Consider the following 23,532-nt stretch of genomic DNA (forward strand, 5'->3'; position numbering starts at 1 on the left):
AGACTCACAAACTGGGAGGTGTCACGACATGTCAGGACAGGGTGTGGCGCGTCCGGCCGGCGCGACGGCCGGCGGCGACCGCGCACCGGAGCGCTGCGGCCGCCCGGCGGCGCCGGAGGCGTACCGGTGCGCGTGCGGCCGGGTCCGTGACCTCTGCGTCCGCGACACCGTGCACACCGTCTGGACCGCGCCCGGCGGCGACCCGGCGGGCGGGCCGCCCCCGGCGAAGGGATAGCGGTCACGCCGGCTCGGCGAGGGCTCCCCTGATCCGTTCGATCACGGCCGCCTCGGCCGGTGCGACCCCCCGGTGTGCCCGGGCCACCCGGTCGGCCGCCGCCAGCACCACCTCCCGGTACGCGGCCAGGTCCTGCGGCGACTTCTCCCGCAGGATGTCGACCGCCCGACCGAGCGCGGGCAGCACCACGGACTCGACCTCCAGCGCGGAGTCCCGGGGCAACCTGGGCAGGGGCCCGGTGGTGAGCGCCTCCTTCACCACCCCGCTGGCGCCGTCGAGCGCCCCGGACGCGGCGATGCTCTCCCGGATCATGGCGAACATGCCCGCATCGGCGTTCGACACCAGGAAGACCGCCCCGAACGCGCCGGTCTTGAGGGTGAGCCGCTCGTCGTCCGTCAGCCGCTGCTCCATCATCACGGAGTGTAGACGTACGGGGTGGTCGTGGTGACCGGTACGAAGCCGAGCCGCTCAAGGATCGGCCGGCTGTCCTCCGAGGCGTCCACCTGGAGCAACGCCTTGCCCCGCTGGTCCGCCAGGCGCGCCCGGTACGCCACCAGCGCCCGGTAGATGCCCCGGTGCCGCCACTGCTCCAACGTCGAGCCGCCCCACAGGCCGGCGAAACCGGTGTTCGCCACGTACCGCACCCAACCGGCGCTGACCACCCGGTCCCCCGCCTCGGCCACCACCACGGTGATCGACTGCGGGTCGGCGGCGATCTCCTTCTCCAGCCCGGTCACCAGGTGGCTGCGGTCGGCCTGCCACACCTCCTGCTCCATCGCGGCGATCCGCTCCAGGTCCGCCCGCGAGGTGACCTCGCGCAGGCGCACCCCCTCGGGCAGCACCGGGATGGCGCCGGCCAGCGGCGCGACCGGCCCGATCAGGACGGTCTCCCGGTCCTCCGGCACGAACCCGGCGGCGCGCAGCCGGTCGGCCAGGTCGGCGGGCTCGTCGTGGGCGTTCAACTTCCACTCCACCGACTCGCCCCGCTGCCGGAACAGCTCGACCTGCCGGGCGATCAGCGCGTCCAACTCCGCGCCGGCCAGCCCGTCCAGCGTCCGGTAGGTGAGGAAGCCGCCGTGGTCGAGGCCGAGGATCCGGACCAGCGGGCCGTCCCGTTCGACGGTCACCCCGGCCGGCACCGGGTCCGGGATCTCCGGGCGGAGCTGTGTGTCGTAGCTGTCGCGCAACGCGTGGGGGTCAAGATCGGTCATCCGTCCAGGCTATGCCCGGCACAAAGCGGATAATCGGCGCCGTGTGGCAGGCGATCAGGCGGTGGTTCGACCCGTCGGAGCTCAGGTCGGTCGGCACCGCCCCCGACTACCGCTTCTCGCTGGCCAACGAACGCACCTTCCTGGCCTGGCTGCGCACCGGGCTGGCGCTGATCGCCGGCGGGCTGGCCGCCGCCCAGTTCCTGCCAGCGACGCCGGTGCGCCATCTGCGCGAGGCCATCGCGGTCGCGCTGCTGCTGCTCGGCGGCACCGTGGCGGTGCGAGCGGTGGACCACTGGGCGCGTACCGAACGGGCCATCCGGCTCGGCGAAGAGCTGCCAGTCTCCCGATTCCCCGCCGCGCTCGCCCTGATCGTCGGGCTGGGCGCGCTGCTGCTGGTGGCCGCGGTGCTGGCGCGGGCGGTCGGCGGCCGGTGACCGGCGACCCGGGGCGGCAACCGGAGCGCACCCGGCTGGCCTGGCGGCGCACCGCCCTGGCACTCACCGTGGTGGCCGTGCTGGCGGTCCGGCTCGCCCTCACCGGGGACGTGCCCGGCGCGCTGCTCGCCGCAGCCGTGGTGCTGGTCTGGGCCGGGACGCTGGTGGCCTGCTGGCGCCGGGCCGCGGGCAGCGGGCCGATCCGGGTCGGCTCGCCGGCCCTGCCCGCGGTCGCCCTGGCCACCGCCGTGCTGGCGCTGCTCGCCGTGGCGCTGGTCCTACGCGGGATGTGGTGACGGGCCGCGGTGCGCCATCATGGGGGCATGGCCCGGTTGTCTCTCCTGCTCTTCGCGGTCCAGATCGTCCTGGCCGTCTGCGCCCTGATCAGCTGCCTCTCCGCCGACGAGGGGGACATCCGCGCGCTGCCCCGCATCGCGTGGGTGCTGATCATCCTGTTCTTCCCGCTGGTCGGCTCGATCGCCTGGTTCCTCGCCGGCCGCAAGGCCACCCCCGCCCGGCCCGGCCCGGCCGGCCCCGCCCCCACCGGACGGGACCGGCGCCGACCGGTCGCGCCCGACGACGACCCGGAGTTTCTCGACTCCATCGCCGAACGCTCCCGTCGCAACGACGAGGAGCTGTTCCGCCGCTGGGAGGAGGACCTGCGCCGGCGCGAGGACGACCTGCGCCACCGCGAGGGCGACCCGCCGCGCGAGGAGGACCGCCCAGAGGTCTAGGCGAATCCCCCTCACGCACCTGCGGTGCCGGCCGCCCGCAGCGGCCCGGACGCGGCCCGCGCCGCACTCCGTGCGAAAGCCCTTCGCCGGGGCGTGGCGGGGACGGCCGGCGAGGCCGTCCGGGTCACACCCGACGCTTGAGGGCGCGCAGCGACAGCGGCGCGAAGAGCACCGCGATGCCGGCGCCCCAGAGCAGGGTCTGCAGCACCGGGCCGGCCACCGGGCCGCTGACCAGCAGCCCCCGCAGCGCGTCGGCGACGACGGTGACCGGGTTGACCTCGACCCAGTTCTGCAACCAGCCGGGCATCCGGTCGGTGGGCACGAAGATGTTGCTGGTGAAGGTGAGCGGGAAGATCACCATGAAGCCGAAGATCTGCACCTTCTCCGGCTCGCTGACCAGCACCCCGACCAGCACCGAGATCCACGACGCGGCCAGCGTGAACGCCAGCAGCAGGGCGAACGCGGCCAGCACGCCGAGGGCACCGTTGCCGACCCGGAAGCCGAGGATCATCCCGACGCCGAGCAGCAACGCGATCGACCAGGCCTGCTTGACCGTGTCGGCGAGGATCCGGCCGGCCAGCGGCGCCCAGCGGGCGATCGGCAGTGCCCGGAGCCGGTCGAAGACCCCCTTGGTCAGGTCGTTGTTCAACCCGAACCCGGTGGTCATGGTGGCGAAGAGCGCGTTCTGCACCATGATGCCGGGCAGCATGAAGGTCAGGTACTCGCCGGACGAGCCGGCGATGGCGGTGCCGAAGACGTAGGTGAAGAGCAGTACGAACATCACCGGCTGGATGCTCAGGTCGAGCAGCTCCATCGGGTTGTGCTTGATCTGCACCAGGCTGCGCCAGGCCAGGGTGAGGGTGTGCCGCAGGCCGACGCCGACGCCGAGCCGGCGGGCCGGGGCGAGCGAGGTCGCGGGCGCGGTGACGGCGGTCATGCCGGGGTCCCTTCGAGTAGGTCGGCGGAGGCGTCCTGCTCGGCCCGGTGGCCAGTGAGGGAGAGGAAGACCTCGTCCAGGCTGGAACCGCGCAGGGCCAGCTCCGCCACCTGGATCTCGGCGGCGTCGAGCCGGCGGACCACCGCGGGCAGCACGTCCGGGTCGTTCACCGGCACGGTGACGGTGGTCTGGGCGACCTCCGGCGTCGCCCGGGCCACCTCGCCGGCGATGGCCCGCACGGTCGGCAGGTCGGCCGGGTCGACCGGGCGCACGGTGAGCACCTGCCCGCCGGTCTTCGCCTTCAGCTCCTCGGGGGTGCCCTGGGCGATCACCCGCCCGTGGTCGACCACCGCGATCTGCCCGGCGAGCTGGTCGGCCTCCTCCAGGTACTGCGTGGTGAGCAGCACGGTCACCCCGTCGGCGACCAGGGTGCGCACGATGTCCCACAGCTCGTTGCGGCTGCGCGGGTCCAGCCCGGTGGTCGGCTCGTCGAGGAAGAGCACCTGCGGCCGCCCGACCAGGCTGGCCGCCAGGTCCAGCCGGCGGCGCATGCCACCGGAGTAGGTCTTGGCCGCCCGGCCGGCGGCGTCGGTGAGCTGGAAGTCGGCGAGCAGCTCCGCGGCGCGGGCCCGCGCCTGGGCCCGGCCGAGCCCGAGGAGCCGGCCGATGAGCAGCAGGTTCTCGGTGCCGGTCAGGGTCTCGTCGACCGAGGCGTACTGGCCGGTCAGACCGATCAGCTGGCGCACCCGGTGGGCGTCGCGGCCGACGTCGTACCCGCCGACCGTGGCGTGCCCCTCGTCCGGGGCGAGCAGGGTGGCGAGCACCCGTACCGCGGTGGTCTTTCCGGCGCCGTTGGGGCCGAGCAACCCGAATACCGTCCCCGTGGGAACCTCCAGGTCGACCCCGGCGAGGGCGGTGGTGGCGCCGAAGCGGCGCACCAGCCCCTCGGCGCGGATCGCGTATGTCATCAGAACTCCGATCGTTATCGCTGGTCGCCCAACGATGCGCGAGGGGTCTGACGTTACGGCGACGGCCGCTCACATTCCGCTGATTTAGCTGCTGACAGAACGCGACCGCCGCCGCCGGTCACCCGGCTGCGGCGGTCGCGGCGTCGTGGTCAGGCCAGGTTCGACGAGCGCGGGTACGCGTCAGTCGGGTCGGTGAGCACGTTGACCAGGTACGGCACCCCGGCGTCGAAGGCGCGGGCCAGGGCCGGCCCGAGGTCGGCCGCCTTGGCCACCGTCTCGCCGGCCCCGCCGAGCGCCTCGACCACCTTGTCGTAGCGCAGCTCCGGCTGGAGGTCGGCGGCGACGTCGTAGCCGTACATGGCCCGCATCGGGTGCTTCTCCAGCCCCCAGATGCCGTTGTTGCCGACCACGATGACCACCGGCAGCCGCTGCCGGACCAGGGACTCCACGTCCATCAGCGAGAAGCCGGCGGCGCCGTCGCCCATCAGCACGCAAATCTGCCGGTCCGGGTGGCTGACCCGGGCGCCCATCGCGTAGCCCATGCCGGTGCCCAGGCACCCGTACGGGCCGGGGTCGAGCCAGGTGCCCGGCTGGGCCGGCTCCAGATAGCGGCCGGCGTACGAGACGAAGTCGCCGCCGTCGCCGATGGTGATCGCGTCGGGGGCGAGCACCCGGCGCAGCTCGCCGTAGACCCGGGCCGGCCGGATCGGGTCGATGTCGGCGGCCATCTCCTCGGCGTCGCGGGCCCTCGCGGCGTCCTCGGCGGTGCGCAGCTGGGCGATCCAGTCGGCGTGGTCGACCCGGTCGCCGCTCTGCCCGGCCAGCGCGGAGAGGATCAGCCGCAGGTCGCCGGCGGGGCTGGCGGCGGGCCGGACGTGCCCGGCCCGCTGGCTGGGGGCGTCGACGATGTGCACCACCGCCGCGTCGCCGAAGTCGCCGAAGCTGAGCCGGAAGTCCAGCGGGGTGCCGATGACGACGACCACGTCGGCGCCCTTCAGGGCGACCCGGCGGGCCTTGGCGAAGGCGAGCGGGTGCTCCGGCGGCAGCGCCCCGCGCCCCATGCCGTTGGTGAAGACCGGCACCCCGAGCGCCTCGGCGGCCTCGCGGAGGGCGGCGACCGCGTCGCCGGCGTACACGTCGGAGCCGGCGATGAACACCGGGCGCTGCGCGCCCGCGATCAGCCGGCCGGCGCGGGCCACCTCGTCGGGGTCCGGCTCGACCGGCGCGACGGCGACCGGCGCGGGCAGCTCGGCGTCACCGACGCTGAAGACCGCCTCCAGCGGGAAGTCCAGGAAGGCCGGGCCCCGGTGCGGGGTGAGCGCGCTGGTCAGGGCGGCGGTGACGGCGCGCGGGATGTCGTCGGTGCTGAACACCGTCTCGGCGTGCTTGGTGACCGGGGCGACCAGCGGCAGGTGGTCCATCTCCTGGAGGCTGCCCGAGCCCCAGCGGAACTGCGGCGCCCGTCCGCCCAGCACCAGCACCGGCGAGGCGTTGAAGAACGCGCTGGTCAGGCCGGAGACGCCGTTGGTGACGCCGGGGCCGGCGGTGAGCACGGCCAGCCCGGGACGGCGGTTGAGCTTGGCCACCGCCTCGGCGGCGAAGACCGCCGACTGCTCGTGCCGCACGTCGTAGATCGGGAACCCGTGCTTGTGGGCGGCGTCGTAGAGCGGGAAGACGTGCCCGCCGGAGAGGGTGAACATCTCCCGTACGCCGTTGGCGCGCAGCGCCGCCAGCGCGAGCTCCCCGCCGTGGCCCTCGACCCGTTCCGTCATCGCCGCTCCCCTCGTCACATGACCGGTGTCACACGCTACTGGCCGGTACGGAGGATGTGAACACTTCTCGGTTCACCTGGCGGGCCGGCGACCGCCCGCGGGGTCGCCGACCCGGGCCGACGGTCAGCGGCCGGTGAAGTCCGGCTTGCGCTTCGCCACGAAGGCGGCCATGCCCTCGCGCCGGTCGTCGGTGGCGAAGAGCGCCGCGAAGAGCTGGCTCTCCCAGGCCAGACCGGAGTTGAGGTCCATGTCCAGGCCGCCGTCGACGGCGAGCTTCGCCGCGCGCAGCGCCTGCACCGGGCCGGTCAGGTACGGCGTCACCAGCTCGACGGCCGTGTCGTAGACCTGCGCGGCCGGGGCGACCCGATCGGCCAGGCCGATCCGCAGCGCCTCCTGGGCGTCCACCATCCGGCCGGACATGATCAGGTCCTTGGCGCGGGCCGGGCCGACCAGGCGGGCCAGCCGCTGGGTGCCGCCGGCGCCGGGAATGATGCCGAGCTTGATCTCCGGCTGGCCGAGCTTGGCGTCCTCGGCCACCACCCGCCAGTCGCAGGCCAGGGCCAGCTCGCAGCCGCCGCCGAGGGCGTACCCGGTGATCGCGGCGACCACCGGCTTGGGGATCCGGGCGATCGCGCCGAGGGCGCTGGACAGGTCCGCCGCGCGCTCCGCCATGTCCACGTAGGACATGTCGGCCATCTCCTTGATGTCCGCGCCGGCGGCGAAGACCTTCTCCCCGCCGTACACGATGACGGCGCGGACGCCGGCGTCGGCGGTGGCCGCCGCGGCCGCGGCGCGCAACTCCTCCTGCACCTGGGTGTTGAGCGCGTTCATCGGCGGCCGCTCCAGCCGGATGGTGCCGATGCCGTCCCTGGTCTCCAGCCGCACGAACTCGCTCACGCTGCCCTCACTTCCTCGTCGAAGTAGCGTGCCAACCTTACGGCCCGGTCGTTGGGGTACGTAGGCTGGTGTCAGCCCCGCCACCGGGAGTACCGCCATGATCACGTACTACGACGACAGGTCGGTGCAGGTCACCTCCACCGCGATCCGGGTGGACGGGCGGACCTTCCCGCTCGCCGAGATCGGCATGGTCTGGCACCAGCGGGGCAGCCGTTCGTGGCGGGTGCTCGCCGGGCGCGGCGCCCTGGGCGCGGCCCTGGCCGGCCCCCTGGTCGCCGCCGTGCTGGGCGTGGCGCTGGCCGTCTGGCTTCACCGCTCGCTCACCGTCACCGTCGCCATCGTGGGCGCCTCGGTGCTGGTCGGGCTCGCCGTCGGTCCGCTCGCCGACTTCCTCTTCGAACACCTCGACCGCTCGTACGCCCGGGGCAGTCGGCAGTGGGAGATGTGGGCCCGCTGGCGGGGCCGGCCGGTGCTGCTGCTGCGCACCGGTGACGCGCTGCGCTTCGGCCAGGTCTACCGGGCGGTGCAGCGGGCGATGGAGAGCCGCCGCCCGATGCCCGGCACTCAGAACTCGATCGGCCCGTCGGGCACCATCTCCAGCCCCCGCAGCAGTCCGTAGAGGTCCTGCTCGCCCCAGAACTGCACGATCCGGCCGCCGGCCAGCCGGTACATCTTGCAGGCGCCCTGCACGGCCGTAGCGCCGGTGGCGTCCCGCCGGTAGGTCTGCGCCATCGAGACGACCACCCGGTCGCCCGCCGCGAAAAGCTCCCGGATCTCCTGGTCGAGCACGGTCAGCCCCGGCGCGGCGACGGCCCCCTCGACGAAGTGCCGGCCCCGGACGGCTCGGCCGGACCCGTAGATCTCCACGTCCTCGGCGACCACCGCCCGCAGCTCGCTCAGGTCGCGGGTGACGAACGTCCGCAGGTACCGGCGGACCACCTCGACGTTGCGTTCACTGTCGGCCATGCGCCCGCACGCTACGCCGCCACGGCCATCCTCCGCCGTCCCGCCACGACGCCGTCTTTTCCCCCGGGTCCGCGCGCCCGGCCGGCGAGCCCGGTGGCGGGATCTGCGCCGGTGGCGGTGGTCCGCGCCGACGGCCCAGTGCCGGGATCTGCGGCGGCAGCACGTGGTCCCCGGACGCTGTAGAGCTGATGTCGTAGACGACTCAGCCGCAGTGGCGTTCGACCGTGAACCGTCCCCGAGTCTCGCCGCCCACTCCCCCTGTGCCACCGGTCCGGGGCACCGGTGGAACCCCATGGGTGTCACCGACGCCCTTTGACACCCAAGGCGTTCCACTCGTCGACGTCGAGCCACCCGTCGTGCACTGCACGAAGGCGGGACTCGCCACCGCGCAGGCACGGCTCGACACCCACGCACGGGTGAGTCGTTGACGACATCAGCTCCACAGCGTCCAGCAGCGCACCCCGGACCCCGGGCGGACGCGCGGACCGGAGGGCCGACCGGCTGCCGGAGCGACGGGGGCGGGTCCTGTCCACGGATGGTTAGGGTCTAGTGATGACCCTCTATTACCGGGACGACACCGTCCAGGTGACCTCGGAGTCGATCCGGGCCGGCGGGCACGCGATCCGGATCGCCGACGTGACGTACGTCTGGCACGCGCGGGGGGCGACGACGCTGGCCGTCCGGGGGCGGGTGCTGGGCCGGGGCGTACTCGTGCTGCTGCTCTCGCTGCCACCACTGGTGGCACTGGTCTGCGTGGTCTCGCTGGCCTGGTCGGCGCAGGACCGGGGCAACTGGAAGCTGGCGCTGGTCATCCTCGCCGGTTGCGCGGTCGGCGCGCTGGCCCTGACCCCGTTCCTGGAGCTGCCGCTGAGCTGGCTGGACCGCTCCTACGAGCGTGGCAACCGGGTGCACGAGCTGTGGGTGCAGCACCACGGGCAGGAGGTGATGCTGGTGCGCACCCCGGACGCGTTACGGTTCGGGCAGATCTACCGGGCCGTGCAGCGCGCCGTCGAGCAGCAGGGAGAGCACCGATGACCACCCGTCGTGGCGCGGCTGCCGCCTACGGCCGGCTGCCGTTGCAGGCGCCGCTGATCTGGTGGGCACTGCGGGTGGCGCGCACCCGGCCATGACGACCGGCGGTCTCACCGGCGTGCGCTGAGCCCTTGCCGGCACGGGCCGGATCACGTACCGACGACCTCAACTCAGCGGCAGGGTGGTGGCCATCGGCCAGGCCAGCAGCGCCGCACCGACCAGGGCCGGCAGCCACCGGGGCGGGCCGGCCCGGCGCAGCACCGCCGCCCAGGCCGCCTGCCAGCCGACCAGCACCGCGAAGAGCGGCACCACCAGTAGCACGAACCCGGGCGCCAGCCCCACCACGGCCGAGGCGGTCAGGGCCAGCACGGCGATCCCGCCGACGGCCGCGTACCGCCAGCTCCGCCCGGCCGTCGCCAGCTCCGCGCCGGTGAGGAAGACCAGGCAGGCGGCGGCCACGACGGGCAACAGCCACCACCGGTCGCCCACCGGCAGCGCCGAGGTGAACCCGAGGTGGATCGGCACGGCGACGGCGGTCACCGCGTACCCGGTGAGCAGGACGGCGGCGAGCGCGGACCGCACCGGCGCGCGGCGGGCGACCGGCGCGGTCGCCGGGACCGGGGTCGAGGTGGCGGCGGGCAGCGGCCACCACCGCGCGGCGGCGGCCCGCAGCACGCCGGTCACCAGCAGGAAACCGGTGACGTGACCGCCGACCGCGAGCGGGAGCCGGGTGGTCGGCGCCAGCGCGCCGACCAGCGCACCCAGGCCGGCGGCGGACGCCGCCACCGCCAGCACCGCGGGGGTCGGGGCGGCCGGCCGGGACGGCCGGGGCCGGCGGCCGAGCAGCAGGGTCGCCAGCGGGACGAAGCCGAGCCCGAACCCGAGCAGCAGCAACCCGGCCGGCGCCAGCCGCGCGAGGGGTCGCGGCGGGTCTGCGCCGCCACCCACCCACGCCGCGACCTCGTCATGGGTACGACCGGCGAAGAGCACCGAGATGTGCTCGACGCCGGGTACGACGACCAGCCGCCGCCCGACGCCCCGGCGGGACGTCGCCTCGGCGGTGTCGCGGAAGGCGGGGAACTCCGCGCCGCCGACGATCAGCAGCAGCCCGTCCGGCCGGCCGTCGGGCAGGTCGTCGGGCAGGTCGTCGGAGTCGGGCAGCGAGATGGCGACGGTGCGGGCGATGTCCGGGTGGCCGGCGGCGTAGCGGGTGACCGCGCCGGCGCCCATCGAGTGTCCGACCAGGACGATCCGCGCCGGGTCGACGTCCGGCCGGGTACGCAGGTACGCGACGGCGACGGACAGGTCGCGCTCCAGGATGGCGCGGGAGTCGGCGGCGTCCCGCCCGGCGCCGGGCAGCCGGGCCGGGTTGGCTCCGTGCCCGGCGACGTCGACCAGCATCGCGACCGCGCCCTGCCGGGCCACCGTGTCGGCGATCGGGCGCATCAGCCGGGCCGAGCCGGCGAACCCGTGGGCGATCACCACGCCGGGTCGGCGGCCCGCCACGCCGGTGGCCCGCACCTCGGTCAGCGGCACCCCGTCGACGGTCGCCCGTCGGGTGCTCAGCCCCGCGTCGGCCCGGGCCAGCCCGTACCCGCCGAACGCCAGGGCGAGCGCGGCGAGGACCGCGAGGACCACGAGGACCGCGACCCGGCGGGCGGCCGGCGTGGCGCCGAAGGGGCGGACCGACATGCCGGGCACCCTATCGCCCGGGCGGGCGGGCCGGTGCCCGCGACGCCCGGCCGGGCAGTGACCGGGACCGCGCCGTCGGGCGCGGGTGGCCGGGCCGACGCACACTGGTCACATGGCTATCCCCCTCCCCCGGCCGACCGCGGTCGTCGGCCTCACCCGCTCCGCCCTCGACCAGGCGTTCGGCTCGGCCGCCTCGTTCGCCGCCGTGCCGGCCCGCGCGTTCGCGGTGCTCGACGGCGTGGAGGCGCTGCTGGCCCGGATCAACGGGGTGGTGGACCGGATCGAGGGCACCCTGGACCGGGCCGACCGGGTGCTCACCGACGCCGAGGCGGCGGTCCGCGAGGTCGCGGTGATCAGCGCGGCGGCGACCACCGCGATCGAGACCGCCACCGAGGTCGCCGCGGCGGCCGCCGTGGTGGTCGGCGAGGCCGAGCAGGTGTCCGGCGCGGCGGCCGTGGTGGTCGGGGAGGCCGAGCGGGTGGCCCGGGCGGCCGGCACGGTGGTCGTTGAGGCGGACGCCGTCGCCGGCCGGGCCGCCGGCACCATCGTCGCCGCCGAGCAGGCCACCGCGACCGCGACCGGGCTGATGGCCGCGTACGAGCCGGCGCTGCGCCGGGCCGCGCCGATGGCGACCCGCTTCATCGAGCAGCTCAGCCACGAGGAGGTGACCGCGGCGATCCGGCTGGTGGACGAGCTGCCCAAGCTCAAGGAGCACCTGACCGCCGACATCCTGCCGATCCTGGCCACCCTGGACCGGGTCGGCCCGGACCTGCACGACCTGCTCGACGTCACCCGCGACCTCAAGCTCGCCGTCGCCGGCATCCCCGGCCTCGGCATGCTGCGGCGCCGGGGCGAGCGCCTCACCGACGACGACCCGACCGACTGACGGCCGGGGCCGGCGCCGGGGACCGGTCAGCAGTCGCAGCGGGCGGTGGCGCGCGGGGCGGTCAGGTCGTCGACCGGCCGGCGGGTCTCCCCGGTCGGGGTACGCACCGGCAGCCCCTCCCGGACCCAGTACTCGTAGCCGCCCAGCATCTCCTTGACCCGGTAGCCGAGCCGGGCGAACTCCAGCGCCGCCCGGGTGGCGCCGTTGCACCCCGGCCCCCAGCAGTAGGTGACCACCGCCGTGCCGGCCGGCACCAGCTCGGCGGCACGGGTGGGGATCTCGGCCGTCGGCAGGTGCACCGCGCCGGGCAGGTGCCCCTGCCGCCAGGCCTCCGGCCCCCGCGAGTCGACCACCACCAGCCCCGGCACCCGGGCGGTCAGGCCCGTACGGTGGCCGTGCTGGCGTACCCGGGGATGTCGGTCTTCGAGACCGGCATCGTCACCGAGGTGTTCGGGCTGCCCCGCCCCGAGTTCGACGTCGACTGGTACGCGCTGACCGTCTGCGCGGAACGCCCCGGCCCGGTACCGGTGGTCGGCGGCGCCGCCCTGCACACCCCGTACGGCCTCGATGTGCTGGCCCGGGCCGGGACGGTGATCGTCCCCGGCGTGCCCGACGTGACCGCCGACCCGCCAGCGGAGCTGGTCAGCGCGCTGCGCCGGGCGCACCGGGCCGGCGCGCGGATCATGTCGATCTGCTCCGGGGCGTTCGCGCTCGCCGGCGCCGGCCTGCTCGACGGCCGGCGTGCCACCACCCACTGGCGGTACGCCGACCTGCTGGCCCGGCGGTACCCGCGCGTCGACGTCGACCCGGACGTGCTCTATCTGGACGACGGCGACGTGCTGACCAGCGCGGGCAGCGCCGCCGGCCTGGACCTCTGCGTGCACGTCGTCCGCCGGGACTTCGGCGCGGCGATCGCCAACGCGGTGGCCCGGCGGCTGGTGATCCCGCCGCACCGCGACGGCGGGCAGGCGCAGTTCATCGAGGCGCCGGTGCCGGCCGACCCGGGCGACGACCGGATCGCCCGCAGCATGGACTGGGCGCTGGCCCACCTCGCCGAGCCGCTGACCGTGCAGCAGCTGGCCCGGCAGGCACACATGTCCTCCCGCACCTACCTGCGGCAGTTCGCCCGGGCCGCCGGGACCAGCCCGATCCGCTGGCTGATCGACCAGCGGATACGGGCCAGCCTGGTGCTGCTGGAGTCGACCGGGCTGCCGGTCGCCGAGGTGGCCCGGTGGGTCGGGTTCGACAGCGCGGTCACCTACCGGCACCACTTCGGCCGGGCGATGCGCACCTCGCCGTCGGCGTACCGTCGGGCCTTCCCCCGCGACGCCGCCTGACCGGGCGCTCCGGGGTCGGCCGGAGACACTCGCTGGGTGGCGTCAGCCGGCCGGCGGGGCGTGGAGCGCGTCGATCTCGTCCCGCCGGGGCAGCGCCACCGAGGCGCCGAGCCGGCGTACGCAGGCCGCGCCGGCCGCCGCGGCCCAGTGCACCGCGTCCAGCACCTCCCGGCCCTCGCCCCAGGCCACCGCCAGCGCGGCGGTGAACGCGTCACCCGCGGCGGTGGTGTCGACGACATCCACCTCGACCGCCGGCACGTGCACGTCCGCGCCGTCCCGGTCGCCGTACCAGGCGCCCTCGCCGCCCAGGGTCAGCACCGCGCGGGGCACGAGTTCCAGCAGCGCACGAGGCTCGTCCCGCCCCCGGCCGGTGAGCGCCTGCGCCTCCGGCTCGTTGACCACGAGGAGGTCCACCGCGGCCAGCAGCTCGGCCGGCACCTGCCGGGCCGGCGCGGCGTTGAGGATGACCCGGGTGCCGGCCGCCCGGGCCGCCAGCGCCGCGGCGGTCACCGTCTCGACCGGGATCTCCAGCTGCGCGACCAGCACGTCCGCCTCGCGTACGGCGTCCAGCTCGCCACCGGTGAGGCCGGTGAAGGCGGTGTTGGCGCCGGGGGTCACCAGGATGGCGTTCTCCCCGACGGCGTTGACCATGACCAGCGCCACCCCGGACGCGCCGTAGACCACCCGCAGCTGGCCGGTGTCCACGCCGGCGGCGGTGATCCGGGCGCGCAGGGTGACGCCGAAGGCGTCGGAGCCGATCGCGCCGAGGAAGGCGCAGGACGCGCCGGCCCGGACCGCGGCGATCGCCTGGTTGGCCCCCTTGCCGCCGGGCACCGTCACGAAGTCGCTGCCGAGCACGGTCTCCCCCGGCCGGGGCAGCGTCGGGCCGGTGCCGACGAGGTCCATGTTCGCGCTGCCCACCACGACGACCCGGGTCTGCCGCACCACGACCTCCTGCCGACCTGCACGTTGCGGCGAGTCTAGGACCAGCCGGCCGAAAGCGGGGCGGCCGGCTCAGGCGGCCCGGGCGGTGTACCGCTCGCCGCGCCGCTCGACCACCAGCGGCAGGCCGAAGGTCTTGGAGAGGTTGTCCCCGCTGAGCGTCTCGGCGAGCAGCCCCTGGGCGACCACCCCGCCCTCGCGCAGCAGCAGCGCGTGGGTGAAGCCCGGCGGGATCTCCTCGACGTGGTGGGTGACCAGGACGAGGGCGGGGGCGTCCGGGTCGTACGCCAGCTCGGCCAGCCGGGCCACCAGGTCCTCGCGCCCGCCCAGGTCGAGCCCGGCGGCCGGCTCGTCGAGGAGCAGCAGCTCGGGGTCGGTCATCAGGGCGCGGGCGATCTGCACCCGCTTGCGCTCGCCCTCGGACAGCGTCCCGTACGCCCGCTCGGCGAGGTGTCCGACGCCCAGCTGCCCGAGCAGCGCGCGGGCCCGGGACTCGTCGGTGCGGTCGTAGCTCTCCCGCCACCGGCCGACCACCGACCAGGCGGCGGTGACGACCACGTCGCTGACCCGCTCCTCGGCGGGTACCCGCTCGGCCAGCGCGGCGGTGGAGAGGCCGATCCGCATCCGCAGCTCGTTGACGTCGGTGCGGCCGATCCGCTCGCCGAGCACGTGCGCGGTGCCGCTGGTCGGGTGCAGCCGGCCGGCGGCCAGGTTGAGCAGGGTCGTCTTGCCCGCGCCGTTCGGGCCGAGGACGACCCACCGCTCGTCGAGCTCGACCCGCCAGTCCACGTCGTGCAGCAGCGCGGTGCCGGAGCGCATGACGCCGACACCGTCGAGGCTGACCACCAGATCCGCGTCCACGGGTGCGGGGGCGGCGGGGGCGCCGGCGGCGCCGGGGATCAGGTCACCAGTCACCGCTCCATCCAACCACGCAGCCCGCCGGGTGCCCCCCACGGGCGAGGCTCCGGCCATAGGGTGAGGCGCCGTGTCGTTGGTCACCACAGCCGGAGGACGTGCCATGCCCGATCGAGGTCAGGAGCAGCGCCGATGAGCGCGGTCATCGAGATCGAGGGGCTGCGCAAGACGTTCCACACCCTGCGGCAGGGGCGGCGGGTCGCGGTCGACGACTTCGACATGCTGGTCGAGGCCGGGCAGGTGCACGGCTTCCTCGGCCCGAACGGCTCCGGCAAGACCACCACCTTGCGCGCCCTGCTGGGCCTGGTGAGCGCCGACGGCGGCCGGATGAGCGTGCTCGGCTCGCCCGCGCCGGAGAAGCTGGCCCGGGTGGCCGGCCGGGTCGGCGCGATCGTGGAGAGCCCGCAGTTCTTCGGCAACTTCACCGGTCACCGCACGCTGCGGCTGCTGGCACTGGCCGGCGGGGTGCCGACCGGCCGGGTCGACGAGGTGCTGGAGCAGGTCGGGCTGCGCGACCGGGGCCACGACCGGGTGAAGGGCTACTCGCTGGGCATGCGGCAGCGGCTGGCCGTGGCCTCCGCCCTGCTCAAGGATCCCGAGTTGCTGATCCTGGACGAGCCGGCGAACGGGCTGGACCCGGCGGGCATCCGCGAGATGCGGGACCTGATGCGGTCGCTGGCCGACGCGGGGGTGACGGTGCTGGTCTCCAGCCACATCCTGGCCGAGATCCAGCTGATCTGCGACCACGTCACGATCATCTCCCGGGGTCGCCGGGTGGCGGCGGGCCGGGTCGAGGAGGTGCTGGCCGGCTACGACCAGCACGAGTGGCGGGTACGGGTGGCGGAGCCGGGCCGGGCCGCCGACCTGCTTGGGGCGGCCGGCCTGTCGGTCACCGACCGGGACGGGCTGCTGGTGGTCGCCGGCGCGGAGGACCCCGAGCTGATCGCCCGCACGCTGGGCGAGCAGGGGGTCTGGGTACGCGAGCTGACCCCGATCCGCCCCGACCTGGAGAGCGTCTTCCTGGAACTGACCGGCACCGCACCACATCCGACACTGCCGCGGCAGGTGGGCGAGGCCGCCCTGCCCGGGGAGGGACCTGACGCACCCATGATCGACATCGACGTGACCGCCGGCCGGGGGGTGCAGGCGTGAACCTCGTCCGTGCCGAGCTGGAGCGGCTCGCCGCCCGCCGCTTCGTCCAGCTGATGCTGGTGCTACTGGCCCTGGCCTTCGCCATCACCACGGCCACCACCCTGGTCGGCTCGCACCAGCCGTCGCCGCGCGAGCTGGCCGAGGCCGAGGCCCAGGTCGCCCAGGCGATCAGCAGCATGGAAACCGACCACCGGCGCTGCCTGAACATCAAGGCGGGCGAGCTGCCGATCGACGAGGACGCCTACCTGCCGGCCGACTGCAGCGAGCTGGACCCGGTGCTGCGGGACCGGCTGCCGGTGGTCGCCGACTACCTCAGCGGCGTCTTCGTCTTCGGCCAGCAGGCGGGTTCGCTGCTCTACTTCCTGATCGCCTTCCTGGTGCTCTTCGGTTTCCTGGTCGGGGCCTCCTACATCGGCGCCGACCTGAACTCCGGCGGGGTGGTCAACCTGCTGCTGTGGCGGCCGCGCCGGCTCACCGTGCTCGGCGCGAAGCTGGGCACGCTGCTCGGGGTGGTGACGCTGCTGTCGGTGGTGGCGACGGTGGTCTACCTGGGCACGTTCTGGACGATCGCGCAGACGGCCGGGCTGCCGGGCCAGCTGGACGGGGCGTTCTGGCAGGACCTGGCCGGCCGCTACGGGCGCGGCCTGGTGCTGGTGCTGCTCACCACCGCGCTGGGCTTCGGCATCGCCACGCTGGGCCGGCACACCTCGGCGGCGCTCGGCGCGGTGGCCGCGTACGCGGTGGTCTGGGAGCTGGGCGCGCGGGTGGTGTTCGAGATCCTCGACGTGGCCCGCCCGGACCAGCTGATGCTCTCCACCTACATCGGGGCCTGGCTCGCCGGCCGGATGGAGCTCTATGACGACCACGCCTGCCTGAACTCGTCGGCCTTCGACATCTGCGACGGGACGTACACGATCACCTGGGCCCCGGCGCTGCTGGTGCTGCTGGCCCTCGCCGGCGCGGTGACGGCCGCCGCGTTCGCGGTGTTCCGCCGGCGCGACCTGATCTGACCGGCCGCCGGGCCGGGGCGGGCGACCGCCCCGGCACGGCCCGGCCCACCGGCCCACCGGCCCGCCCGGCGGGATCTTGCCGCAGGCAGGCCGGTGGTGAAGAATTCCTCCACATGGCGGGTGGCGTACGGCAACGGGCGTCAGCCGACCGTCGACCCGAAGACCTCGTCCCGGACGGCGTCCAGCGCCGTGCGCAGCGCGCCGCGCAGGATCGGCTCCTCGGTCAGCCCGGTCGGCACCACCCGGGGCCGGACCAGCGTGATCGCGGCGACCTCCTGCTGCACCCGCTCGGCCAGCGCCGCCCCGCCGGCCTGCCCGACCTCGCCGGCGAGCACCACCAGCGGCGGGTCCAGCACCACGCAGGTGCTGGCCACGCCGAGGGCCAGCCGCCGGGCCAGCTCGTCGAGCATCGGGGCGCCGGCCGGACCGGCGGCGACGGCGTCGCGCACCGCGTCAGCCGCGCAGCCGGCGTCGAAGCCGTGCTCACGGGCCACCGCGTGAACCGCGTCCGCCCCGGCGAGCTGCTGGAACGCCGGCTTGGCCCGGCGGGAGACGTCACGCGGGATCGGCACCCCGGGCACCGGCAGGTAGCCGATCTCACCGGCCGCGCCGCTGCTGCCGTGGTGCAGCCGCCCGCCCAGCATGATCGCCAGACCGACGCCGGCGCCCACCCAGACCAGCACGAAGTCGCCCAGCCCCTGGGCCGCGCCGGACTGCGCCTCGGCGACGGCGGCCAGGTTGACGTCGTTCTCGAAGACCACCGGGGTGTGCAGGTCCTCGCGGAGCGCGGCGAGCAGGCCGCGGTGCCAGCGCGGCAGGTTGAAGGCGAAGGTGATGTCGCCGGTGCCCGGGTCCACCAGGCCGGGGGTGCCCAGCACCACCCGCCGCACGCTGGACAGCTCCGCGCCGGCGCTGCTCGCCGCCCGCACCACCGCGTTGTGCACCACGCCGACCGGGTCGTCGGTGTCCCGGGTGGACTGCTCCACCCGGCCGATGACGGCTCCGGTGATGTCGGCGCAGGCCGCCACCACCCGCTCCGCGCCGACGTCCACGCCGACCACGTGCGCGCTGCCCGGGCGTACCGCGTAGAGCTGGGCGTTCGGGCCCCGCCCGCCGGCCTGCTCACCGACCCGGGTGACCAGCCCGCGCTCCTCCAGCCGCTCGACCAGCTGCGAGGCGGTGACCTTGGACAGGCCGGTCAGCTCGCCGAGCCGGGCCCGGGTCAGCGGGCCCCGTTCGAGCAGCAGTTCCAGTGCCGCTCGGTCGTTGAGCGCCCGCAACAGGCGGGGTGTACCGGGCAGCCGGGTCGCACTCATGCCACGTCCTCTGATTTCCGTAAACTTCGCCAACCGAATCGACCTGCGGGCGGGTGCCCGTAGCGTATCGGCCACCCCGTACCCGGGAACTCGGACGACCGACCGCTCCCGGTGCGACACTCGTGCCGTCCGGCACCGAAGGGGGAAAGACACGTGGGGCTGGATCCCGGACTGCGCCGGCTCGCGCTGGGCACGCTGCTCGCCGCGTACCCGGGGCCGGTGCCCCCGCAGTGGGCCGTCGACCTGGTCGCCGAGGGGCTGGCCGGGCACACCCTGTTCGGCACCAACGTCCACGATCCCGCGCAGGTGGCCGCGAGCACCCTCGCGCTGCGCGCCGGCCGGCCGGACGTGCTGATCGCCATCGACGAGGAGGGCGGCGACGTCACCCGGCTGGCGCACGCCACCGGCAGCCCGTACCCGGGCAACGCGGCGCTCGGCGCGGTCGACGACGCCGCGCTCACCGGCCGGGTCTACGCGGCCATCGGCGCCGAACTGGCCGCCCTCGGCATCACCGTCAACCTGGCCCCGACCGTCGACGTCAACACCGCCGACGAGAACCCGGTGATCGGCACCCGGTCGTTCGGCGCCGATCCGGCCCGGGTCGCCGCCCACTCCGCCGCCGCCGTCGAGGGTCTCCAGTCGGTCGGGGTCGCCGCCTGCGCCAAGCATTTCCCCGGGCACGGCGCCACCGTGGCCGACTCGCACCACGAGCTGCCCACCGTGGACGTGTCCCCGGCCCTGCTGCGCGAACGCGACCTGCCGCCGTTCGCGGCGGTCGTCGAGGCGGGCGCCCGGGCCGTGATGACCGCCCACATCCGGGTACCGGCGCTCACCGGGGACGGGCCGGCCACGTTCAGCCGGGCCGTCCTGGTCGACCTGCTCCGCGGCGAGTACGGCTTCACCGGCACGGTGATCACCGACGCACTGGAGATGCAGGGCGCCGCGCTGGCCGCCGGCGGGGTCGGGCCGGCCGCCGTGCGCGCGCTGGCCGCCGGCGCGGACCTGCTCTGCATCGGGGCGAAGGTCGACGCCGCGCTGGTCGAGCACGTGGCCGGCGAGATCGTCGCGGCGATCGGCGACGGCCGGCTGGACCGCGCCCGGGTCGAGGCGGCGGCCGGCCGCACCGCCGCGCTCGCCGCCTGGACTCGGGCCGCCGGCATCCCGCCGACCATCCCCACCGACCTCGGGTACGCCGCCGCGCGCCGCGCGGTCCGCGTCGAGGGCGAGGTCGACGGGCTGGCCCGGCCGCTGGTGGTGCAGCTGCACGCCACCGCCACCATGGCCGAGGGGCGGGTGCCGTGGGGCCTGGGCCCGCACCTGGACGGCCTGGAGGAGGTACGCGTCGTCGCCACCGAGACGGATGCCGCCGCGCTGGGGCGGCTCGCCGACGGCCGGCCGATCGTGCTGGTCGGGCGGCACCTGCACCGGCTGCCCGGCGGCACCGAGCTGGTCGACGCGCTGGCCGCCGCGTACCCGGTGACCGTGGTCGAGATGGGCTGGCCGGGGCGCTGGCGGCCGACCGGCGCGCGCGCCTTCGTCACCACCTACGGGGCGAGCCACGCCAACGGCCGGGCGGCGGCGGAGGCGCTGGGGCTGATCGGCTGAGGCCTGGTTGCGGCGCCGCCGCCGGCCGGCGGGGGCCGGGGTCCTAGGCGGCGGGGGCGTCGGGGTCGACGGCGGACCGGTTCCGGCGCCGGGGCGCGAGCCCGACCAGGCTGTCGACGCCGGTGATCCGCAGCACCCGGGCCACCACCGGCTGCGGGTCGACCACCCGGAACCTGGCGCCCCGACCGACGGCCTCGGCGGCCCCGCGCAGCAGGGCGGCGACGCCGGTCGAGTCCAGGAAGGGCACCTCGGCGAGGTTCACGACCAGCTCCACCGTGTCCGGCAGGTCGAGGGCGGCGGCCAGGGCGTCCTGCACCACGGCGGCGGTGGCGATGTCCAGGTCGCCGACGGGCCGCAGGACGATCCGCCGACCGTCCTCGTGCCGCCTGTCCACCCGCATGTCCCGCTCCTCGCCGAGCTGCCGCCGTCGCGGCACGACGATACCCGCCGGGCGGCGCGACAGCCTGGGTCGCGGTCCGCCGCCCGCCCACCCCGCACGCTCCGTCACCGTCGTCGCCCACCGGGCCCACGGCTCTTGCCGCAGCTCAAGTCCACTACCGGACACGCCGAAAGGGTCGGTTACCCCTTGCTCAAGGGTCAATCCGTACGTAGCGTCACCAGCAACGGGACCGGTCGGCGGGTACGCCGGCACACGGAGGGCCTGGGGGAAGGCTGCGGATCGTGGATTCGGCCCGGAATCCACGGTCCGCGCCCTGCCACCACGACGCGGCGCGGCCAGCGCGGCGCCACACCCGCGCGGCCGGTCACCGGGGATAGACGCCGTACGATCGCCAGCCCCGGTCCGGGAAGCCGGCCGCCTCCGCCACCCGGGCCGAGGCGACGTTGGCCGGGTCGTGCCGGTACGTCGGGACGGCGCCCTCGTCGAGCACCCGCCGGGCGGCCTGGGCGACCAGCCGGCGGGCCAGGCCCCGGCCGCGCGCGGCCGGCGTCGTACCCACCGCCAGCTCGTGTCCGTGCCGGTCGTGTCGCTTGATCCCGACACCGGCGAGGTAGCCGCCGTCGGTGTCCCGGACCACCAGCACCTCCCGGTCGAACAGCCGCAGCCAGGGAGGGAACGCCGGGTCGGTCGGCGGGACCCAGCGCCCCACCTCGGGCAGCGGGGCCGGGTCCAGGCACCACCGGAAGACGTCGTCGGCCAGCACCCAGTCCGGTTGGCCGACGGCGGCGGGCAGCGCCGCGAGCAGCTCGGCCTCCGGCCCGCGGGCCAGCGCGCGGATCGCCTCCACCCGCTCCGGCGGCACCGAGAGCACGGTGCTGCCGGCGGCCTGGACGGCGATCGCCGGTCGCAGCCGCCCGTCCCACGACGGTCGCCCGCGCCGGCGGGAGCCGACGACGTGCAGGCCGGGACCGGCCGGCCACTGGCCCAGCCAGGTGACCAGGTGCAGGTAGAGCCGGCGGTCGAGCACCGGACACCTCCCTCGCCCGCTCGGGTACGACCACCTCGTCGTGATCACCGTACGCCGTGCCGGCCGGGCCGACCTTCCGTTGCGCTCTACGCGGGCCGGTTGACGGCCTGGCCGCCCGGGTAGACGTACTGAGCGAGGCCGATGGCCGGGAACCCGAGACATCGATCGACCGTCATATTCATTTCCATACATGTACAACTTCTTTTGGGACGGTAATGGTCATGCCGAATCAGCCGAATGACCGGTACCAGCAGGACACCGCGAGGATCTGGCGGGCGGCCGAGGCCGCCGGGCGATTTCCGGCCCAACCGCCGTACCGGGAGGCGCGGACCGGGCGCGGGGTGAACGCCGCGCTCTCCTGGGGCGACCTCAACAGCCTTCCCGCGGGCGTCTCCTCCCGCCGGGGACTCACCGCCCGCTGACCCCGCCGGAGAAAGCGGCGACACACCCGGGGCGTCCAGCCGGGGCTTTCGCACACCTGTCGGGTAGCGTCTTGTGGTCCGAAACTCGGCCTACGACAGGAGAAGCTCCGCGCATGGGCAAGAAGACGATCCACGTCTCCGACTTCAGTGGCACGGTACTGCGGGCCGACGACGAGGTGGTCAAGGTCGTCGTGCTGGAGCACCCTGACCTGGTGACCGGGCCTGTGCAGCTGGACGCCACCCCGATCGAGGTGGAGAGCATCGACGACGCGGCGCTGGACGTGGCGGTGGTGGAGATCCACGACCGGCACGGCGGCGGCGAGCCGCGCCGGGTGGTGCTGACCGCCAGCGAGTTCGACGCGATGGCCACCGACGTACCGATGGCCCAACTGCTGCGCACCGCCGAGCGGGTACGCCCGCCGAAGGCGCGCAAGAGCGCGGAGAAGATCGACTACGGCACCATCGAGCACGCCGGCCGGCCCCACCGCGGCCGGGTCACCGAGGAGGAGGCCCGACTGGTCCGCGAGCAGCTGGACGAGGTGAACAAGCGCCTCGCCGACGCCGGCATCCGGCAGGTCGACCCGACCGACCCGGAGCACGCCGCCCGCTACGGCTTCCCCGTCGCCGTCGCCTGACGCCGTACCCGTCGATGGCCGGGGCGTCCCCCCGTGCCACGCCCCGGCCACCGACGGACCGTCACCGCCCCCCGCGGGCCGGGTGTGCCGGCCGGGCGCGACGGCGGGACGGTCCACCTGGGACTCTGCCGACATCCAGCGGGCGGGAACTCCCCGGTGCGGGGGACATCGCGTCCCCCGCGAGGGTCACCGGTACAGCGCCAGGGTGGCGGTGATCCGTTCCTCGACACCGTCCTTGCCCAGCCCCAGCCCGGAGAGCACGCCGGAGCCGTCCTCCAGCTCCAGCAGGGCGAGCAGGATGTGCTCGGTGCCGATGTAGTTGTGCCCGAGGCGCAGCGCCTCCCGGAAGGTCAGTTCGAGGGCCTTCTTGCCCTGCGCGTCGTACGGGATCAGGTCGGGCACCTGGTCGGCGGGGGGCGGGAGCGCCGCCGTCGCCGCCTGCCGCACGTCGTCCAGCGACACGCCCTCGTCGACGATCGCCTTGGCGGCCAGCGCGTCCGGCTCGGCCAGCAGCCCCAGCACCAGGTGCTCGGCACGGATCTCCGCGTGCCCGGTGACGCGAGCCTCGTTCTGCGAGGCCATCACCACGTTGCGGGCCCGCGGGGTGAAGCGGCCGAAGCCGGCGCTCGGGTCGAGGGCGGCGGCCGCGTCGACCTTCGCGGCGGAGCGCTTCTGGGCGGCCTGCTTGCTGACCCCCATGCTCTTGCCGATTTCGGTCCACGAGGCACCGGAGCGCCGGGCCTGGTCCACGAAGTGGCCGATCAGGTGGTCGGCCAGCTCGTCCAGGTGATCGGCCGCGATGACCGCGTCGCTGAGCTGGTCGAGTGCGTCGGGATGGGCCTTCTTGATGGCCTGGATGAGGTCGTCGAGGCGTACCGGGTTCGTCATCTGGATGGGATCCGTCATGCGTCAACCATAGGTTGACGCGGCCATGCCGTCAACGACAAGTTGACGATCTACCGCCGACGTGCGGATGCGGGAGCGCGCGCCCCCGGTCCCCAACGGGG

General features: G+C 75.1%; 28 protein-coding genes. 13 read left to right on the forward strand and 15 right to left on the reverse strand.

Annotation, left to right across the window (positions count from 1 at the left end; all coding sequences use genetic code 11):
* Window positions 1–28: 28 nt before the first annotated feature.
* Window positions 29–235 (forward strand): hypothetical protein, encoded by a 207-nt coding sequence (locus tag KBX37_RS17940; RefSeq protein WP_210777098.1) that lies wholly within the window; start codon window positions 29–31, stop codon window positions 233–235.
* Between the two features lie 3 nt (window positions 236–238).
* Here KBX37_RS17940 and KBX37_RS17945 read toward each other — a convergent pair whose 3' ends face one another.
* Window positions 239–646: a hypothetical protein gene (locus KBX37_RS17945; protein ID WP_210777099.1), complete on the reverse strand. Its 408-nt coding sequence runs from the start codon at window positions 644–646 to the stop codon at window positions 239–241.
* A gap of 2 nt (window positions 647–648) precedes the next feature.
* A complete protein-coding gene (locus KBX37_RS17950) occupies window positions 649–1,446 on the reverse strand; it encodes a GNAT family N-acetyltransferase (RefSeq protein WP_210777100.1) in 798 nt (265 codons plus the stop codon).
* An 11-nt stretch (window positions 1,447–1,457) separates the two neighbouring features.
* On the opposite strand from KBX37_RS17950, the gene KBX37_RS17955 reads away from it, so the two are divergent.
* The 3 genes from KBX37_RS17955 to KBX37_RS17965 are packed head-to-tail and all read left to right on the forward strand — an operon-like array spanning window position 1,458 to window position 2,614.
* Window positions 1,458–1,880, forward strand: a complete 423-nt coding sequence (locus tag KBX37_RS17955) for a DUF202 domain-containing protein (protein WP_247658346.1) — start codon at window positions 1,458–1,460, stop codon at window positions 1,878–1,880.
* Window positions 1,877–2,176, forward strand: coding sequence for a DUF202 domain-containing protein (locus KBX37_RS17960; RefSeq protein ID WP_210777102.1), 300 nt, complete (start codon window positions 1,877–1,879; stop codon window positions 2,174–2,176). The genes KBX37_RS17955 and KBX37_RS17960 overlap by 4 nt, the downstream gene beginning before the upstream one ends.
* A gap of 27 nt (window positions 2,177–2,203) precedes the next feature.
* Window positions 2,204–2,614, forward strand: coding sequence for a PLD nuclease N-terminal domain-containing protein (locus KBX37_RS17965; RefSeq protein WP_210777103.1), 411 nt, complete (start codon window positions 2,204–2,206; stop codon window positions 2,612–2,614).
* 124 nt (window positions 2,615–2,738) lie between these two features.
* Here the strand turns inward: KBX37_RS17965 and KBX37_RS17970 are convergent, their stop codons facing one another.
* From KBX37_RS17970 to KBX37_RS17985, 4 genes are all read right to left on the reverse strand, one after another.
* Window positions 2,739–3,551 carry an ABC transporter permease gene (locus KBX37_RS17970; RefSeq protein ID WP_210777104.1) on the reverse strand — a complete coding sequence of 271 codons (813 nt, stop codon included), beginning with the start codon at window positions 3,549–3,551 and terminating at the stop codon, window positions 2,739–2,741.
* Window positions 3,548–4,519 (reverse strand): ATP-binding cassette domain-containing protein, encoded by a 972-nt coding sequence (locus KBX37_RS17975; RefSeq protein WP_210777105.1) that lies wholly within the window; start codon window positions 4,517–4,519, stop codon window positions 3,548–3,550. Before KBX37_RS17975 ends, KBX37_RS17970 begins: the two co-directional genes overlap by 4 nt.
* Before the next feature lie 149 nt (window positions 4,520–4,668).
* Window positions 4,669–6,291 carry an acetolactate synthase gene (locus KBX37_RS17980; protein ID WP_210777106.1) on the reverse strand — a complete coding sequence of 541 codons (1,623 nt, stop codon included), beginning with the start codon at window positions 6,289–6,291 and terminating at the stop codon, window positions 4,669–4,671.
* A 123-nt stretch (window positions 6,292–6,414) separates the two neighbouring features.
* Window positions 6,415–7,188: an enoyl-CoA hydratase-related protein gene (locus KBX37_RS17985; RefSeq protein WP_210777107.1), complete on the reverse strand. Its 774-nt coding sequence runs from the start codon at window positions 7,186–7,188 to the stop codon at window positions 6,415–6,417.
* Between the two features lie 97 nt (window positions 7,189–7,285).
* Between KBX37_RS17985 and KBX37_RS17990 the strand changes: the two genes are divergently transcribed.
* Entirely contained in the window at window positions 7,286–7,807 is a 522-nt protein-coding gene (locus tag KBX37_RS17990; protein WP_210777108.1) for a DUF6232 family protein, read from the forward strand.
* Here the strand turns inward: KBX37_RS17990 and KBX37_RS17995 are convergent.
* Window positions 7,753–8,154: a nuclear transport factor 2 family protein gene (locus tag KBX37_RS17995; RefSeq protein ID WP_210777109.1), complete on the reverse strand. Its 402-nt coding sequence runs from the start codon at window positions 8,152–8,154 to the stop codon at window positions 7,753–7,755. The two genes, KBX37_RS17990 and KBX37_RS17995, sit on opposite strands and share 55 nt — an antisense overlap.
* A 552-nt stretch (window positions 8,155–8,706) precedes the next feature.
* Between KBX37_RS17995 and KBX37_RS18000 the strand changes: the two genes are divergently transcribed.
* Window positions 8,707–9,189 (forward strand): DUF6232 family protein, encoded by a 483-nt coding sequence (locus KBX37_RS18000; protein ID WP_210777110.1) that lies wholly within the window; start codon window positions 8,707–8,709, stop codon window positions 9,187–9,189.
* 162 nt (window positions 9,190–9,351) lie between these two features.
* Here KBX37_RS18000 and KBX37_RS18005 read toward each other — a convergent pair whose 3' ends face one another.
* On the reverse strand, window positions 9,352–10,878 hold the full coding sequence (locus KBX37_RS18005; protein WP_210777111.1) for an alpha/beta fold hydrolase: 1,527 nt from the start codon (window positions 10,876–10,878) through the stop codon (window positions 9,352–9,354).
* Between the two features lie 112 nt (window positions 10,879–10,990).
* On the opposite strand from KBX37_RS18005, the gene KBX37_RS18010 reads away from it, so the two are divergent.
* The gene (locus tag KBX37_RS18010) at window positions 10,991–11,764 is read left to right on the forward strand and encodes a hypothetical protein (protein ID WP_210777112.1); all 774 of its coding nucleotides are present in this window, start codon (window positions 10,991–10,993) and stop codon (window positions 11,762–11,764) included.
* Window positions 11,765–11,790: 26 nt separating this feature from the next.
* Here the strand turns inward: KBX37_RS18010 and KBX37_RS18015 are convergent, their stop codons facing one another.
* Window positions 11,791–12,144 carry a rhodanese-like domain-containing protein gene (locus KBX37_RS18015; protein WP_210777124.1) on the reverse strand — a complete coding sequence of 118 codons (354 nt, stop codon included), beginning with the start codon at window positions 12,142–12,144 and terminating at the stop codon, window positions 11,791–11,793.
* Between the two features lie 9 nt (window positions 12,145–12,153).
* Between KBX37_RS18015 and ftrA the strand changes: the two genes are divergently transcribed.
* The gene (gene ftrA / locus KBX37_RS18020; RefSeq protein WP_307849108.1) at window positions 12,154–13,101 is read left to right on the forward strand and encodes a transcriptional regulator FtrA; all 948 of its coding nucleotides are present in this window, start codon (window positions 12,154–12,156) and stop codon (window positions 13,099–13,101) included.
* Between the two features lie 42 nt (window positions 13,102–13,143).
* Here the strand turns inward: ftrA and KBX37_RS18025 are convergent, their stop codons facing one another.
* Both KBX37_RS18025 and KBX37_RS18030 read right to left on the reverse strand, forming a co-directional pair.
* On the reverse strand, window positions 13,144–14,046 hold the full coding sequence (locus tag KBX37_RS18025; RefSeq protein ID WP_210777114.1) for a ribokinase: 903 nt from the start codon (window positions 14,044–14,046) through the stop codon (window positions 13,144–13,146).
* 69 nt (window positions 14,047–14,115) lie between these two features.
* Window positions 14,116–15,015, reverse strand: coding sequence for an ABC transporter ATP-binding protein (locus KBX37_RS18030; RefSeq protein ID WP_210777115.1), 900 nt, complete (start codon window positions 15,013–15,015; stop codon window positions 14,116–14,118).
* A gap of 75 nt (window positions 15,016–15,090) precedes the next feature.
* On the opposite strand from KBX37_RS18030, the gene KBX37_RS18035 reads away from it, so the two are divergent.
* Window positions 15,091–16,110 (forward strand): ATP-binding cassette domain-containing protein, encoded by a 1,020-nt coding sequence (locus KBX37_RS18035; RefSeq protein ID WP_210777116.1) that lies wholly within the window; start codon window positions 15,091–15,093, stop codon window positions 16,108–16,110.
* Entirely contained in the window at window positions 16,107–17,120 is a 1,014-nt protein-coding gene (locus KBX37_RS18040; RefSeq protein WP_210777117.1) for an ABC transporter permease subunit, read from the forward strand. The genes KBX37_RS18035 and KBX37_RS18040 overlap by 4 nt, the downstream gene beginning before the upstream one ends.
* A 140-nt stretch (window positions 17,121–17,260) precedes the next feature.
* Here the strand turns inward: KBX37_RS18040 and KBX37_RS18045 are convergent, their stop codons facing one another.
* Window positions 17,261–18,436 (reverse strand): ROK family transcriptional regulator, encoded by a 1,176-nt coding sequence (locus KBX37_RS18045; protein ID WP_210777118.1) that lies wholly within the window; start codon window positions 18,434–18,436, stop codon window positions 17,261–17,263.
* A 153-nt stretch (window positions 18,437–18,589) separates the two neighbouring features.
* On the opposite strand from KBX37_RS18045, the gene KBX37_RS18050 reads away from it, so the two are divergent.
* Window positions 18,590–20,041: a glycoside hydrolase family 3 protein gene (locus tag KBX37_RS18050; protein WP_210777119.1), complete on the forward strand. Its 1,452-nt coding sequence runs from the start codon at window positions 18,590–18,592 to the stop codon at window positions 20,039–20,041.
* A 43-nt stretch (window positions 20,042–20,084) separates the two neighbouring features.
* Here the strand turns inward: KBX37_RS18050 and KBX37_RS18055 are convergent, their stop codons facing one another.
* Both KBX37_RS18055 and KBX37_RS18060 read right to left on the reverse strand, forming a co-directional pair.
* Window positions 20,085–20,441, reverse strand: coding sequence for an STAS domain-containing protein (locus KBX37_RS18055; protein ID WP_210777120.1), 357 nt, complete (start codon window positions 20,439–20,441; stop codon window positions 20,085–20,087).
* Between the two features lie 364 nt (window positions 20,442–20,805).
* Window positions 20,806–21,468 carry a GNAT family N-acetyltransferase gene (locus tag KBX37_RS18060; RefSeq protein ID WP_210777121.1) on the reverse strand — a complete coding sequence of 221 codons (663 nt, stop codon included), beginning with the start codon at window positions 21,466–21,468 and terminating at the stop codon, window positions 20,806–20,808.
* A gap of 221 nt (window positions 21,469–21,689) precedes the next feature.
* Here KBX37_RS18060 and KBX37_RS18065 point away from each other — a divergent pair, with 221 nt between their 5' ends.
* Window positions 21,690–21,890 carry a DNA repair protein gene (locus KBX37_RS18065; protein WP_154943277.1) on the forward strand — a complete coding sequence of 67 codons (201 nt, stop codon included), beginning with the start codon at window positions 21,690–21,692 and terminating at the stop codon, window positions 21,888–21,890.
* Between the two features lie 113 nt (window positions 21,891–22,003).
* Window positions 22,004–22,525: a hypothetical protein gene (locus KBX37_RS18070; protein WP_210777122.1), complete on the forward strand. Its 522-nt coding sequence runs from the start codon at window positions 22,004–22,006 to the stop codon at window positions 22,523–22,525.
* A gap of 186 nt (window positions 22,526–22,711) precedes the next feature.
* On the opposite strand, the gene KBX37_RS18075 is transcribed toward KBX37_RS18070, so the two are convergent.
* On the reverse strand, window positions 22,712–23,431 hold the full coding sequence (locus KBX37_RS18075) for a Clp protease N-terminal domain-containing protein (protein ID WP_210777123.1): 720 nt from the start codon (window positions 23,429–23,431) through the stop codon (window positions 22,712–22,714).
* Window positions 23,432–23,532: the final 101 nt, after the last annotated feature.

This window comes from Micromonospora sp. U56 (assembly GCF_018070095.1).
Taxonomy (GTDB): Bacteria; Actinomycetota; Actinomycetes; order Mycobacteriales; family Micromonosporaceae; genus Micromonospora; species Micromonospora purpureochromogenes.